General features: G+C 26.4%; 14 protein-coding genes. 7 read left to right on the top strand and 7 right to left on the bottom strand.

All coding sequences use genetic code 11. The features are described from left to right. Nucleotides 1–152 precede the first annotated feature (152 nt). From RDX53_RS01890 to RDX53_RS01875, 4 genes are all read left to right on the top strand, one after another. The gene (locus tag RDX53_RS01890; RefSeq protein ID WP_307993623.1) at nucleotides 153–851 is read left to right on the top strand and encodes a gamma-glutamyl-gamma-aminobutyrate hydrolase family protein; all 699 of its coding nucleotides are present in this window, start codon (nucleotides 153–155) and stop codon (nucleotides 849–851) included. 40 nt (nucleotides 852–891) lie between these two features. Beyond that, nucleotides 892–1,644, top strand: a complete 753-nt coding sequence (yaaA, locus tag RDX53_RS01885) for a peroxide stress protein YaaA (RefSeq protein ID WP_295677092.1) — start codon at nucleotides 892–894, stop codon at nucleotides 1,642–1,644. Nucleotides 1,645–1,934: 290 nt separating this feature from the next. Next, the gene (locus RDX53_RS01880; protein ID WP_295677095.1) at nucleotides 1,935–2,621 is read left to right on the top strand and encodes a manganese efflux pump MntP family protein; all 687 of its coding nucleotides are present in this window, start codon (nucleotides 1,935–1,937) and stop codon (nucleotides 2,619–2,621) included. 132 nt (nucleotides 2,622–2,753) lie between these two features. Continuing rightward, the gene (locus RDX53_RS01875) at nucleotides 2,754–3,404 is read left to right on the top strand and encodes a cobalamin-dependent protein (protein WP_307993622.1); all 651 of its coding nucleotides are present in this window, start codon (nucleotides 2,754–2,756) and stop codon (nucleotides 3,402–3,404) included. A gap of 113 nt (nucleotides 3,405–3,517) precedes the next feature. Here the strand turns inward: RDX53_RS01875 and RDX53_RS01870 are convergent, their stop codons facing one another. The 4 genes from RDX53_RS01870 to RDX53_RS01855 form a co-directional block, all read right to left on the bottom strand. Then, the gene (locus RDX53_RS01870; protein ID WP_307993621.1) at nucleotides 3,518–5,536 is read right to left on the bottom strand and encodes an ABC transporter permease; all 2,019 of its coding nucleotides are present in this window, start codon (nucleotides 5,534–5,536) and stop codon (nucleotides 3,518–3,520) included. Next, a complete protein-coding gene (locus tag RDX53_RS01865; RefSeq protein WP_195929473.1) occupies nucleotides 5,529–6,296 on the bottom strand; it encodes an ABC transporter ATP-binding protein in 768 nt (255 codons plus the stop codon). Before RDX53_RS01865 ends, RDX53_RS01870 begins: the two co-directional genes overlap by 8 nt. Nucleotides 6,297–6,475: 179 nt before the next feature. After that, nucleotides 6,476–7,489, bottom strand: coding sequence for a HAMP domain-containing sensor histidine kinase (locus RDX53_RS01860; protein WP_195929474.1), 1,014 nt, complete (start codon nucleotides 7,487–7,489; stop codon nucleotides 6,476–6,478). A gap of 11 nt (nucleotides 7,490–7,500) precedes the next feature. Continuing rightward, on the bottom strand, nucleotides 7,501–8,172 hold the full coding sequence (locus tag RDX53_RS01855; RefSeq protein WP_295677102.1) for a response regulator transcription factor: 672 nt from the start codon (nucleotides 8,170–8,172) through the stop codon (nucleotides 7,501–7,503). Between the two features lie 746 nt (nucleotides 8,173–8,918). On the opposite strand from RDX53_RS01855, the gene RDX53_RS01850 reads away from it, so the two are divergent. After that, nucleotides 8,919–9,869 (top strand): ADP-ribosylglycohydrolase family protein, encoded by a 951-nt coding sequence (locus RDX53_RS01850; RefSeq protein ID WP_307993619.1) that lies wholly within the window; start codon nucleotides 8,919–8,921, stop codon nucleotides 9,867–9,869. 131 nt (nucleotides 9,870–10,000) lie between these two features. Here RDX53_RS01850 and RDX53_RS01845 read toward each other — a convergent pair whose 3' ends face one another. The 3 genes from RDX53_RS01845 to RDX53_RS01835 all read right to left on the bottom strand — a co-directional run bounded on the left by RDX53_RS01845 (nucleotide 10,001) and on the right by RDX53_RS01835 (nucleotide 12,166). Next, the gene (locus RDX53_RS01845) at nucleotides 10,001–10,393 is read right to left on the bottom strand and encodes a hypothetical protein (RefSeq protein ID WP_307993617.1); all 393 of its coding nucleotides are present in this window, start codon (nucleotides 10,391–10,393) and stop codon (nucleotides 10,001–10,003) included. Between the two features lie 20 nt (nucleotides 10,394–10,413). Further along, nucleotides 10,414–11,424, bottom strand: a complete 1,011-nt coding sequence (locus RDX53_RS01840) for a HAMP domain-containing sensor histidine kinase (RefSeq protein WP_307993616.1) — start codon at nucleotides 11,422–11,424, stop codon at nucleotides 10,414–10,416. A 70-nt stretch (nucleotides 11,425–11,494) separates the two neighbouring features. Then, nucleotides 11,495–12,166: a response regulator transcription factor gene (locus tag RDX53_RS01835; protein ID WP_295732788.1), complete on the bottom strand. Its 672-nt coding sequence runs from the start codon at nucleotides 12,164–12,166 to the stop codon at nucleotides 11,495–11,497. A gap of 242 nt (nucleotides 12,167–12,408) precedes the next feature. On the opposite strand from RDX53_RS01835, the gene RDX53_RS01830 reads away from it, so the two are divergent. Then, nucleotides 12,409–12,543, top strand: coding sequence for a hypothetical protein (locus RDX53_RS01830; RefSeq protein ID WP_295677140.1), 135 nt, complete (start codon nucleotides 12,409–12,411; stop codon nucleotides 12,541–12,543). A gap of 151 nt (nucleotides 12,544–12,694) precedes the next feature. Continuing rightward, on the top strand, nucleotides 12,695–13,492 hold the full coding sequence (locus RDX53_RS01825; RefSeq protein WP_295677144.1) for an HAD family hydrolase: 798 nt from the start codon (nucleotides 12,695–12,697) through the stop codon (nucleotides 13,490–13,492). Nucleotides 13,493–13,531: the final 39 nt, after the last annotated feature.

Raw genomic sequence — 13,531 nt, 5'->3', positions numbered from 1 at the left:
ATTGATAACAAAATATGACTTAAGCATAACAGAAAAAATGTTATGCTTTTTTTTATAATTAAAAGATATATTATTTATTAAATCTATAACAAAAACAAAATATTATATAATTTATATAGATAATAGATTATATAATTTAAGGGGGTAGGAATATGAAACCAATTATAGGTGTTATTCCTCTTTGGGATGATAAAAAAGAAAGTATATGGATGTTACCAGGATATATGGATGTATTAGAAAATAATAATGCGATTCCAATGATACTACCTTTATCTACATGCAAAGAGAATTTGGACAAGTGTTTTGAATTAGTAGACGGTATTTTATTTACAGGAGGTCATGATATAAATCCAAAACTTTATAATCAGAAAAAGAAAGATACATGTGGATTGCAATGTGACAGACGAGATGAAATGGAGAAATATCTATTTGAGAAATCTATTAAAAATGATAAACCTATATTGGGCATTTGTAGAGGAATTCAGCTATTTAATTCTCTATTGGGTGGTACATTATATCAAGATTTAAAAACTGAGTATAAATCAAATATTAATCATACAATGGAAAAGCCTTATAATAGAGGTGTTCATAATGTTAATGTTTTAGAAAATACGATATTACACAAAATAGTTGGTGTAAATAAATTATACGTAAACAGTTATCATCACCAAGCTATAAAAAATTTAGCACCAGGATTAATTGCAAATGCAATATCCGAAGATGGATTGATAGAGGCAGTTAGTATGCCAAACAAAAAATTTGTTATGGCAGTTCAATGGCATCCAGAATTTTTGTGGAAAGATAGTGAGGAAAATAATTTAATAATTGATGAATTTATAAAAAGTATTTAGGATAGAAGGAAAGGGGAAAAATAATGAAAGAGGTATTATTATGAAAATTATAATTTCACCAGCAAAGAAAATGAATATAGATGATGATATTTTTGAGTGTAGAAGTGAGCCTGTATTTTTAAATAAAGCAGAAGAACTAATGAATTATTTAAAAGGTTTATCATATGAAGAATGTAAAACTATGTGGAAATGTAGCGATAAACTAGCTCAATTAAATTACGACAGAGTTTTAGATATGGATTTAAATTATAGATTAACTCCAGCAATATTTTCATATGAAGGTATTCAATATCAATATATGGGACCAAGTGTACTCAGCCAAGATGCAATTGAATACCTGCAATCTAACTTAAGAATATTATCAGGATTTTATGGCATCTTAAAACCATTAGACGGTATTGTTCCATATAGACTTGAGATGCAGGCAAAACTTATAAATCATAAAAATAAAGATCTATACGAATTTTGGTCAGATAATATAGCAAACAATTTATTTGAAGAAGATGATGTAATAATTAATTTAGCATCAAAAGAATATAGTAAATGCGTAAGTAAATATATAAAAAATCAACCAAATATAAAATTCATCACATGTGTATTTGGAGAATTAAAAGGCGAAAAAATAATAGAAAAGGGCACACTTGCAAAAATGGCGAGAGGTGAAATGGTTAGATATTTAGCTGAAAATAATATATCCACTTTAGATGGATTAAAAAGCTTTAACAAATTGGGCTATAAGTATAGTGAAGAAGAGTCTAATAACGATACATATATATTTATAAAATCCATATAATTAAATGACAATAACAGGAATAATATTGATTTTTTACTAATATTATATATAAATAATTGACAGATTTTATTGGGATATTTTATAATAAAGAAGTTCTAAATAATTAAACGGATTAAAACTAAATAACTCCTATGAGGGAGTAGTTTGCGGCTAAGCCGTTGTAATGTCGACATAATGATTGCAAAATCCGGTATTACATTAAAAAGCGAGACTCATGGATAATAAAGTGTTTTATTAAAAAACGCTTTATTGTCTATGGGTCTTTTTTAATTTTAAAGGAGGGAAAAATAATGGGATTATTGGAACTTTTTATACTAGCAGTAGGGTTATCGATGGATGCTTTTGCTGTATCAATTTGTAAAGGTCTTGCTTTACCAAAAATAAACTTAAAATCAGCAGGAATAGTTGGGTTATGGTTTGGAGCATTCCAGGCATTAATGCCGCTAATTGGCTATCTACTTGGAGTAAATTTCAGAGAGTATATAGTTAGCGTGGACCATTGGATAGCATTTATATTACTAGCTTTAATTGGAGGTAATATGATTAAAGAGGCATTAACTGAAGATGATGAGGAAGAAGAAACAGAAATAAGAAACTTAAAACGTAATGCAGAAGAACAATGTAATATATCATATTCTGCTAATTCATGTTCAATATCACCAACAGGTCAAGTTGCATTAAGTAGAGAAAAAGACAGTGTAATGAAAGATATTCTAGGATTTAAAACAATGTTTTTACTTGCAATTGCAACAAGTATAGATGCATTAGCTATGGGTGTAACATTTGCATTTTTAAATGTAAAAATAGTACCAGCAATATCTTTTATAGGTATAGTGACATTTACCTGTTCAGCAATAGGCGTAAAAATCGGAAATGTATTCGGTCTTAAGTATAAGTCAAAAGCTGAAATTGTCGGAGGTGTAATACTTATATTATTAGGATGTAAGATATTAGTTGAACACTTAGGAATTATATAATTGTTAGGAGTTGGGTATTTATTATATCTAACTTCCTATTTTTTAAAATAAAATCAAGTTTTTATAGGATAAACAAACTCAAATGTCAAATTAATAATATATAAAATGTATTATTTTAGGAGAGAAATTTATATGAATTATTGTGAGAAAATCAAAAAATCTATGATTGAAGGTGACGATGACTCAGTTGTAAAGTATATAAAGAAATCTCTTTTAGTAGGATATAATCCAAAATACATATTAAAAAATATTTTAATGGATGCATTAACCTTAATTGCAAAGAAAGAAGAAAAAAATGAGTGTCTTATACCAGAAGTATTACTAGCTATGAATTCATTTAAATCTGGTTACAAAATAATAGAACCCTATTTGAAAGAGAAAGACAAAGATTATGACATAGTGATAGTTATGGGGACTGTATATGGAGATATACATGATTTAGGCAAGAACGTGATAAAGATATTTTTAGAAACGTTAGATGTTAGAATAGTGGACTTAGGTACAAATGTACCTGCTGAAAAATTTGTAGATACAATTGAAGATAATAACGCAAATATTCTTATGATGTCGTCATTATTGACAACGACAATGGGAGAAATGAAAACAGTTATGAATTTATTAGAAGAAAGAAAACTAAGAAAAAAAGTACATGTATTTATTGGTGGAGCATCAGTAGGTGAGGCATTTAGAGAAAAGATAGGTGCAGATTGTTATACAGATAGCGTTGTAGATCTTATAGACTATTTAAAAAAGAATATGGATAAAATAAAAGAAAACTCTTAAATAAAGGTGGGTATTTAGGAGTTTTTTTATTTGAAAAAATAAGCATGCCATAAATTTATACGACATGCTTATTAAAGAATAAATATATATTAATTTGAATAGTGTTTGTAAATTTAGCTTACTATTTTATAGTAACTTCTAGCTGTAATTCTATAAACTATAGCATAAAAGACTGCGAATAGTAAGAAGCCTCCACAAGTAGCTATGGCATATAATTTTATATTTGTAAGATTTAATATAACTAGTATCTTAGTTATAAAAGGAAATGCAAAGGATACATGAATTCCTGCGACAATAAGTGGCAAGAAGAAAACTGTAAGCACTTGAGAATGTATTGATTGTTTGATTTCCTTATTACTTATACCTACTTTTTGCATTATTGCAAAACGCTCTTTATCATCATATCCTTCAGATGTTTGTTTATAATACATAATTAATATTGTAGCCATTGTAAACAGTATTCCTAAGAATACACCTATAAATAATAGTCCACCATTAAGACCAATAAGGTCATATTTAGAACTTTCACGGCAATCTATTTTACCATTATAAACATATTTATTTGTGTCTTCTGGATAAGAACTCATAGTTTCTAATTCATCATAGAACTTATCATTTATTTTTAATACAGTATTTGCATCTGTATCTACATTGAAGAAATAGAAATATTGAATATCTGATGCCATTTTACCGTATTCTTTTTTCTGTAATTTATATAGATTATTTAAAATATCCATATCCTTAACTACAACAACATGATTTTTTGCAACATTGGCAGCTACATATTTATCTATAGGAAAATCTTCAAAATGACCTTTTATTTTAAAATTATAATCAAAGACTTTAAGTGTATCATAGTTATATTTATCTCTGTTAGAGGAGATAAATATTTCATTATCATCTAATTTTTTATTTGAGTTATATAATTTATTATAATCATCAAGAGTGATAAAAGATAAAGTACCTATATCATCAACACTATTAGAATACACAGGGTTAGCCTTATCTATTATATAAGAATTTTCTTTTTCTATACCAGCAAAGTTTAAAGTTGTATATTCCATTTCATCTATTGGCTTTTTATTAAAATCATCGAGTGTATTATTTATCCAAGTTTTTAGTTCTTTTATATCCTTGTCTGAGTGACTAGATGGTGAAAATTGAAATTCAGTTGGATAATAATTATTAATGATATCATTCATTCCGTACCATAAAGAGAATGTAGATGAAATCATTACTAAAACCATTGTAGATAGTATGCATATATTAGCAAGTCCTACTGCATTTTGTTTCATACGATATATCATACCTGATACTGATATAAAGTTTTTTGTTTTATAATAGTAATTTTTATTTTTACGTAGAGCTTTTAATAATACAATACTTCCAGCTGTAAATAAAAGATAAGTACCTATTATTACTAGTATTACAGCTACGAAAAATAAACTTAATGCAGCTATTGGATTAGTAGTTTTAACAGCTATATAATATCCTGATCCTAAACAGATAAATCCAAGTAAGGCAATTATCCATTTTGCTTTAGGTTCTTTTTCACCAACAGAACTTCCGTGTAATAATTCTATAGGTTTAGCAAGATGAATTTGTCTAATACTATTTAAGAATATAACAACAAATATTACTACAAATAATATAATTGTAGTTTTTAGTGATTGTGGTGATATATAAAATCCTAGTGGAACTTTTACTGTAAACATTGATAGTAAGATTAAAAGCATTAATTTATCAAATAAAATACCTACTAATATACCAAAAATTAAACTTACTAAACTTATAATAACTGTTTCACATAGTACAACTCTAGAAATATGCTTTTTCTCCATTCCTAAAATATTATAAAGTCCAAATTCTTTTTTTCTACGTTTCATAAGGAAGCTATTTGTATAAAATAAGAATATTGTTGCGAAAATTCCACATATAATTGTACCTAAAAATAATACTGTAACCATTGAGTCAGTTCCGCTGACTTTACTTAAATCAGGGTTGTTTGATAATGAGCAAATAATATAAAACATGCAGATTGTCATTATTGATGTAATCATATATGGTATATATGTTTTTGCATTTTTCTTTATGTTGGTAATTGCTAATTTAAAATAAAAGAATTTACTCATTTTTAACACCACCTGTAGCAATCATAGTTAATGTATCTGAAATTTTTTGATACATTTCTTGTTTTGTTGAAGAACCTCTATAAAGTTGGTGGAATACTTTACCGTCTTTTATAAATAGAACTCGTTTTGCAGTACTGGCAGCTTTTGTACTATGAGTTACCATTACTATTGTTTGACCATCTTCATTTATATCCTCGAATAATTGTAATAATTCGTCTGCAGAGTGAGAATCTAATGCACCAGTAGGCTCATCTGCTAAAATTAATTGAGGTTTAGTTATAAGCGCTCTTGCTATAGCAGCTCTTTGTTTTTGACCACCAGAAACCTCATAAGGAAATTTATCTAAAAGAGAGTTTATTCCTAATTTAATTGATAATGGTTGTAAAAGTGAATTCATTTCGTTGTATTTTTTACCTGATAAAACTAAAGGTAGAAAAATATTATCTTTTAGTGAAAATGTATCTAATAAATTGAAATCTTGGAATACAAATCCTAAATTATTGCGACGAAATGCTGAGATTTCTTTTTCTTTTATAGAAACTATATTTTTTCCATTTAGTAAAACTTCACCACTAGTTGGTTTATCTAGTGAAGCTAATATATTAAGTAAAGTGGTTTTACCAGAACCTGATTCACCCATTATAGCAACATATTCACCTTGTTCAACAGAGAAAGATACGTCTGATAAAGCTTGAACGTGGTTTGAACCAAAGCGTGTTGTATAAACTTTCTTTAAATTATTTACTTGCAACATTGCCATTTTAATGACCTCCATTTTATTTAAATTATAGTAATTTCTTATTTATGAGTTAATTATAACAAAATAGGGAAATGCAATACCATTTCTTTGGCTTACATTTCCCCGCATAACCTTACATTACTGTAATTTTAAATTTTAATATAGATAAATATTGAAAAATTAATAATCTCAATAAAAAATTATTCAATATTTATATCAATCATTGATAAATCAAGTATAACTTTAGTTTTTACCCCAACTTCAGATTCAATAGAAATTTTATGTGATAATTTATCTAGTATATTTTTGCATAGATAAAGACCAAGTCCGCTTGCTTTTTTGTTAGTTCTACCGTTATATCCAGTGAAGCCTTTATCGAATATTCTAGGTATATCTTCCTCTGAAATTCCGATTCCAGTATCTTCAATAACAAGTTTTTTATTTTCTAATGGATAAATAGAGACTGTACCTTTAGTTGTATATTTTATCGCATTAGAAAGTATTTGTTCTATTACGAATACAAGCCATTTTTCATCAGTTAAAACTGTATAATTTGTATTTTTGAAATTAAGTGCTATTTTCTTTCTTATAAAAAGAGGAGCATATTTTCTAATAGCTTGCTTTATAATATCGTCTAAATTATATTCTTTTATTACAAAATCATTTTCGGAACTACCAAGTCGAATATATGAAAGAACCATTTCTACATACTGTTCAATTTTAAATAATTCCGATGAAAGATCACTTGAAACTTCACATTCAGAAGTTTGTATTAATAATTTCATAGCAGAAATAGGTGTTTTGATTTGGTGAACCCACATTGTATAATAATCAATCATATCTTTTTGTGCATTATCAGATTTAGATATAAAGTTTTTATATTCATCATTTAAATTTAAGATTAAATTAGTATAATCATCTTCAATTAAATTTTTTGGAGTTGGTAAATTATTTAAAGAAATATAAATTTCATTTTGTAATTTATATAATGCTATATGTTTTTTATAGTAATTTATAAAATTTATACATATACAAATTAAGCCAATAAAGCAACATAAAAGAGAAGCATATATTACTGGTTCAGTAGATATATTATATAAAACGAATACTAAGGAAAATACTAATGTAAATAATATAAAAAGAAGAATAGGTTTTATATATTGCTTTATATATTTTGATATTATGTATGTAAATTTAATTTCATAATTATTCATAATAATTCTCCTTATTCAATAATATATCCGATTCCTTTTTTTGTTTTTATAAAATTAGAGAGACCAATTGACTCTAATTTTTTTCTTAGTCTAGTCACATTTACATTTAATGTATTTTCTTCAACATAGTTATCTGTTTCCCATAATTTGATCATAAGGTTATCTCTACTTACAGTTTTCCCTTTGTTTTCTAGTAGAGTTTGTAGTATTTTATACTCATTTTTTGTTAATTCCACTTTCTCATCATTATGAGAAATAGAGTTATCATTTATATTTAAAATTGCACCATTATGTTCTAGTAAGTTTGTCTGAGTAGAGAATGAATATGTACGTCTTAGTATAGCTTGTGTTTTTGCGATTAATACATGTAAATCAAATGGTTTTGATATAAAATCGTCACCACCCATATTCATTGCCATAACAATATTCATATTATCTGAGGCTGATGATATAAATACGATTGGAACTTTAGAAAGTTTTCTAATTTCGCTACACCAGTGATACCCATTGAAAAATGGAAGAGTGATATCTAATAAAACTAGTTGTGGGTTAAACTCCACAAATTCAGGGATTATATCTTGAAAATTAGTTACCTTTTTTGCTACAAAGCCCCAATTATTCATTTCTTTCTCAATAGATTTTGCAATAATCTCATCATCTTCAATAATTAAAATTTTATACATGTTGCCCTCCTTTAATATATTTTTTAAATAAACGTATATTTTAATTTATTGTAAATTTAATAATTTCTCGTGATAAAAATTATATATTTATTTTGACATTTTAACATAAAATCCTTGTAACTAAAATTAAAATAAAAGAAGGACAAGAAATTATGGAATAAATTTTATAAAGAAATAATATATTATAGTATGTTTTAAACATTTAAAAGGAAAGCGGATAGGGAGCGGGACTATCTTCTTTCTTTTATTTTTTTGTAATTTCGAGTATATATTTTTAAGTGATTAATTAAAAAAATATATATAGTAAATAAAGAATAAAATGTAATTTAAATAAAATTAAATAAAAAAGAAAAGTAAGGAAAATTGTAAAACTAAAACTAAAAAAATTTTAAAAGTTTTGAAGGGGATTTTATCAAAAGATAGAATTCTTATAATAAGATTATCTTCCTTAATATTTTCAATATACATTTCAATCTCAAATATTGATTAAAATTTAAATGTTTAACGATAAGTTATGCTTTTAAATTTCTTAGAAATTTTGATAAAATCGGATTGAGTAAATTTACAAGGTTCGAATTTTAGAAAAATTCTAGTTGGTGATATACACCAACTATTTTTTTTGTAAAAACCTAAAAACAAAAGAAAGTTACGCCTATTAAATAAAAAATAACTAAAAACGTATAAAAATTGTAAGTTTTTAGACTATAATATAGTATAGGAAGTTTATTTTAAAGGAGGCATGTTTTATGAATAAAGTGTCGTATCCAAGAAATAAGGTTTTAGGTGGTATTTGGGGATTAATAATCGGTGATGCTGTAGGAGTACCATATGAATTTACACCTAAAGAAAACATTCCAAACATAGATAAAATTGATATGGTAGCACCAGATTATTTTAGAAAGACGTATATTGATATACCTTTTGGTACATATTCAGATGATAGTGCACAATTTTTGTGCCTTATTGATAGTTATATAGAATGTGATGGATTTGATATCGACAATGCAGCAAAAAAACTTTTAGCATGGGTATCTCATGGTTTGTGGGCTGTTGATGGTGAAGTTTTTGATGTTGGAAGACAGACCTTACAGGCATTAACTGAGTATGCAAGAGGAACAAGTCCTAGATATTCAGGGCTATGTATACCTGAGGGAAAAGGAAATGGAGCTTTGATGAGGACTCTAGCTTTAGCACTTTTTGAAGAGGGAAGTGATGAACAGTTAGTTTTTGATTCTCATGAACAAGCAATGATTACACACGGAAATATATGTAATCATGTATGTTGTGCATTTTATAATTTAATCGCAAAATACTTGCTCGAGGGCATGGATTTTGAGGAAGCATATTCAGTAGGGATAAATTCTCTAAAGACAATATATAGTGACAATAAGAGTTATTTAGATGAATTTGAAAATAATATTTTACCCGACGGAATAATAGAAGAAAGAGGAACAGGATATGTTATTGACTGTCTAAAGAGTACTTTTAAGGTTATAAGAGAAAGCAACTCATATAAAGATGCTATAAAAAAGGCTATAGCTTTGGGCAATGATACTGATACAACGGCTGCTGTTGTAGGTGGACTTGCAGGAATTATATATGGATTTGATGATATACCAACTAATTGGTATGACCAACTTAGGGGAAAAGAAAAAATACTAGAATTAATGGATAAAATAAGTTTTGAGAATATCTAGATTTATATCTAGGTATTTTTTTGCACATATTTTATAAGTATAATAAAATTAGATCATTTCTTTTTTAAAATAAAAAAGACTGAAGATAAATTTGCATCTGCAATAAATCTACAGTCTAGAAAACTATTTAATTAAGAATTTTTTATAGACATTTCATCTATAAGTTCATCACTTAATGAAATTATTTTTTCAGATATTTTATTTCTTTGAACTTTTAAAATATGACTATATAATGGAAGAGCAAGAAGCATTCCGCAAAGACCAACTATTCCTATTATAATTCCCTGAATAAATTGACTATCTTTCCATACTAAAACGCAACATAATCCAAATCCAAATATTAAAGAACTAATTAAGCCGACTACAATTGATTGGATAGTTGCCTTTCTTGTGGCAGACTCATCAAGTTTACGTATTTTATCGAGTTTATTTTCTGTTTTAGGAAGATATTTAGTACGTATTTCTTCTATTTCTTTTTTTTGTTTTGCTGAATAACTATACACAAATTTTTCATCTTTACTCATATGTTTTCCCCCTTATATTTTTATATATTATAAATTTTATTTTTATTAAGATCTAACTTTACTGTGAAAGTTGTCCCTTTTCCTAATGTACTTTCTATATAAATGTCAGCATTCATAATATCTATAATTCGTTTAACTAATGCAAGACCTAACCCGTTTCCATTTGTAGCATGGGAAGTATCGCCTTGATAAAATTTTTCAAAAATATGTTTGCCGGTATCTTTGCTCATACCGCAACCATTATCACTAATTGATACAATTATAAAGTTATTTTCACTTTTCGCATTTATGCTTACCTCACCACTATCTTCAGTAAATTTAAATGCATTAGAATAGAGATTGTTCCAGATAATAGATGTAAGTTCCTTGTCGGCATTTAATATTAAATCTTCTTCAATATCTACATCTATATTTATATTTTTTTCTTCCCAAATACTTTCAAAACACAGTAAACACTCGATAAGTTGTTCACTTAAATTATATTCACTAGTTTCAAGAAATATTTTTTGATTTTCTAATTTATTAAGTTTTAAAATATTAGTAATTAAATTAGATAAATTTTGTGATGTTTCATAAATTGATTTTGAGTATTCTTTTCTTTCTAAATCTGTTGTACGCTCATCTTGCATTAAAGCAGAGTAATTTTGAATAATTGATAACGGTGTTTTAAGTTCGTGCGAAACATTAGATATAAAATCTGTACGGAGAGTTTCTATACTGCCTAATTCTTCTGCCATTTCGTTGAAGTTATCAATTATAATATCTAATTCATTTCTTTTTCCGAATGTATCCATTGGTTCAATTCTTACATTAAAATCGCCATTAATTATTTTTTTCGTAGCATTAAGAATTTGTTGAACAGGTTTTTCCACAACAAATCTATAATAAGCACCATGTATTAATGTGAAAATTAAACTGAGAAATAGTATATTGAAAAATGTAGGTGCAGCATTTTTTCTAAAATTGTATTTTTCTAAGTCAAATCCATTTAAAAATAAAAGGATGCTACATGTAATAACAAATGCAATCATAATAAAAAACAGTAGATACTTTCTAAAAGAAAAAAGAGAACTATGTACGGTATTTTTACACTTTTTCATATTAATTTAAGACAGCTTTATACCCAAGTCCATGAACAGTAACAATTTTAAACTCATCACATTTAGAAAATTTATCTCTAAGTTTTGTCATATAAACATCTACAGTTCTGTTACTAGATGTTGAATCTGCATCCCAAAACTCATTCATAATTTGAGCGCGTGTAAATGTTTTTTTAGGATAAGAAAGAAGTTTAAATAAAATATTAAATTCTCTCAATGTTAGTGGAATCTCTTCACCCTCAAATACAGCAGTCATTTCTTCGCTATTCATTACTAAATTACCAATTCTAAGTTCTTTGCTTGATTCTATTTTTGCCCTTCTAAGTAATGCATAAATTCTAACAAGTAATTCATCTAGCTCTACAGGTTTTACAAGATAGTCATCTATCTCTAAACTAAAACCGCGAAGTTTTGATTGTATATCATCTTTTGCTGTTAGAAATAAAAGTGGAATGTTTTTATCAATATCTCTAACTGATTTTGCAAATTCAAATCCATCAATACCTGGCATCATAATATCAGAAATAATTAGATCTATATGATTGTCATACATTACATCATATGCATCATTGGCATTTAAGCATCCAATAGCATTAAAGTTATTTTTTATTAAATAAGAACAAATAACATTATTCTGGTGTTTTTCATCATCAACTACAAGAATATTAATCATTAAAAATTACCCCCATTACAATAAGTATTTAGTTAAATATATTTTAATCTTATTGATTATTTTGAATTATAACATAGAGTTGTTAATGTTTTGTTAAAGTATAGAAGGATTTGTAATTTTATATAAATGTGATATTTAATATGAATTAATATTTCGTTAACATATTTTTAAAAACTTTTAAATAATGAAATTGGATAATATAGCTATAAAGTTGATAAAACAAAATAGAGGAGATGGATTAAATGTTAAATTTATTAAAAATAAAAGCAATAATATTAGAGGGTATTTATAAAAATGCAGAGGATTTAAAAAATGGTATGATGAATAATGAAAATAATATTAAACTTGACTACAGTATTATACATATGTACTTATAAACTACAATTAAAAAGGATGTATCGAAGTATAGAATTTATCTATTTTTCGATACATCTTTTTTAATTGCGCAAGTTTTTTTAGTTATGCTAAAATATTCTAGAGATTATTTAGAAATATATTAAATTTATAAGGGGAATTGAGGAGATAGATATGATAAAAATAATTGCTACTGATATGGATGGGACTCTTTTAGATAGCCAAAAAAATGTTCCGAAAGAGTTAGATTATGTGTTAGATAAATTGGATGAAAAGAAAGTACGATTTATTGTAGCTAGTGGGAGACAATATTATAATCTTGAAAAACAATTTAGAGATTATAAGCATGATTTAATTTATATAAGTGAAAATGGTGCAATGGTTTTTGATAAAGGGGAAATTGTATATTTAAGCGAAATTGATGGAGAAAAGTTAACTAAACCAGTTGAAATTGCTAGAAAAATACATGGTGCATCAATTATTTTATGCGGGGAAAAGAGTGCATATACTGAAAATAAGGGTGAATTTTTTATAAAAAATGCACGTCTTTACTATGAAAAATTACAAGTTGTAGATGATGTCTTAGATGTAGTTAAAGAAGGTAAAGATAAAATATGTAAAATAGCATTATTCCATGATGAAAGCTCTGAAAAATATTTATCTAAAGAATTTGATGAAGTAGAAAATGATTTTTTAATTTCAGTATCTGGTGAGTTATGGATGGATTTTATGAATGTTGGTGTAAATAAAGGTACAGCAATAGAGAGAATTCAAGAATACTATGATGTGACTTATGATGAAACAATGGCATTTGGAGATTATCTAAATGATTATGAGATGATGCAAAGTTGTAAATATAGCTATGCTATGGCAAATGCACATCCAAAATTAAAAGAAGTAAGTAATTATGAAGCTAAATCAAATGATGAAAATGGTGTTGTAGAAGTTATAAAAGAGTACTTTGAAATTTAATGATAAGTCAAAAGCATAATAAATTTTATATTGGTATAT

Source organism: uncultured Intestinibacter sp. (assembly GCF_902468165.1).
Taxonomy (GTDB): Bacteria; Bacillota; Clostridia; order Peptostreptococcales; family Peptostreptococcaceae; genus Intestinibacter.
Note: the sequence above shows the minus strand (reverse complement) of the source record. Positions and strands in the feature narration are given on the sequence as shown.

Excerpts from the sequence above, each read along its gene's own strand:
- RDX53_RS01890 (WP_307993623.1), top strand. The coding sequence starts at position 153 with ATGAAACCAATTATAGGTGTTATTCCTCTTTGGGATGATAAAAAAGAA.
- yaaA (WP_295677092.1), top strand. The coding sequence starts at position 892 with ATGAAAATTATAATTTCACCAGCAAAGAAAATGAATATAGATGATGAT.
- RDX53_RS01880 (WP_295677095.1), top strand. The coding sequence starts at position 1,935 with ATGGGATTATTGGAACTTTTTATACTAGCAGTAGGGTTATCGATGGAT.
- RDX53_RS01875 (WP_307993622.1), top strand. The coding sequence starts at position 2,754 with ATGAATTATTGTGAGAAAATCAAAAAATCTATGATTGAAGGTGACGAT.
- RDX53_RS01870 (WP_307993621.1), bottom strand. The coding sequence starts at position 5,536 with ATGAGTAAATTCTTTTATTTTAAATTAGCAATTACCAACATAAAGAAA.
- RDX53_RS01865 (WP_195929473.1), bottom strand. The coding sequence starts at position 6,296 with ATGGCAATGTTGCAAGTAAATAATTTAAAGAAAGTTTATACAACACGC.
- RDX53_RS01860 (WP_195929474.1), bottom strand. The coding sequence starts at position 7,489 with ATGAATAATTATGAAATTAAATTTACATACATAATATCAAAATATATA.
- RDX53_RS01855 (WP_295677102.1), bottom strand. The coding sequence starts at position 8,172 with ATGTATAAAATTTTAATTATTGAAGATGATGAGATTATTGCAAAATCT.
- RDX53_RS01850 (WP_307993619.1), top strand. The coding sequence starts at position 8,919 with ATGAATAAAGTGTCGTATCCAAGAAATAAGGTTTTAGGTGGTATTTGG.
- RDX53_RS01845 (WP_307993617.1), bottom strand. The coding sequence starts at position 10,393 with ATGAGTAAAGATGAAAAATTTGTGTATAGTTATTCAGCAAAACAAAAA.
- RDX53_RS01840 (WP_307993616.1), bottom strand. The coding sequence starts at position 11,424 with ATGATTGCATTTGTTATTACATGTAGCATCCTTTTATTTTTAAATGGA.
- RDX53_RS01835 (WP_295732788.1), bottom strand. The coding sequence starts at position 12,166 with ATGATTAATATTCTTGTAGTTGATGATGAAAAACACCAGAATAATGTT.
- RDX53_RS01830 (WP_295677140.1), top strand. The coding sequence starts at position 12,409 with ATGTTAAATTTATTAAAAATAAAAGCAATAATATTAGAGGGTATTTAT.
- RDX53_RS01825 (WP_295677144.1), top strand. The coding sequence starts at position 12,695 with ATGATAAAAATAATTGCTACTGATATGGATGGGACTCTTTTAGATAGC.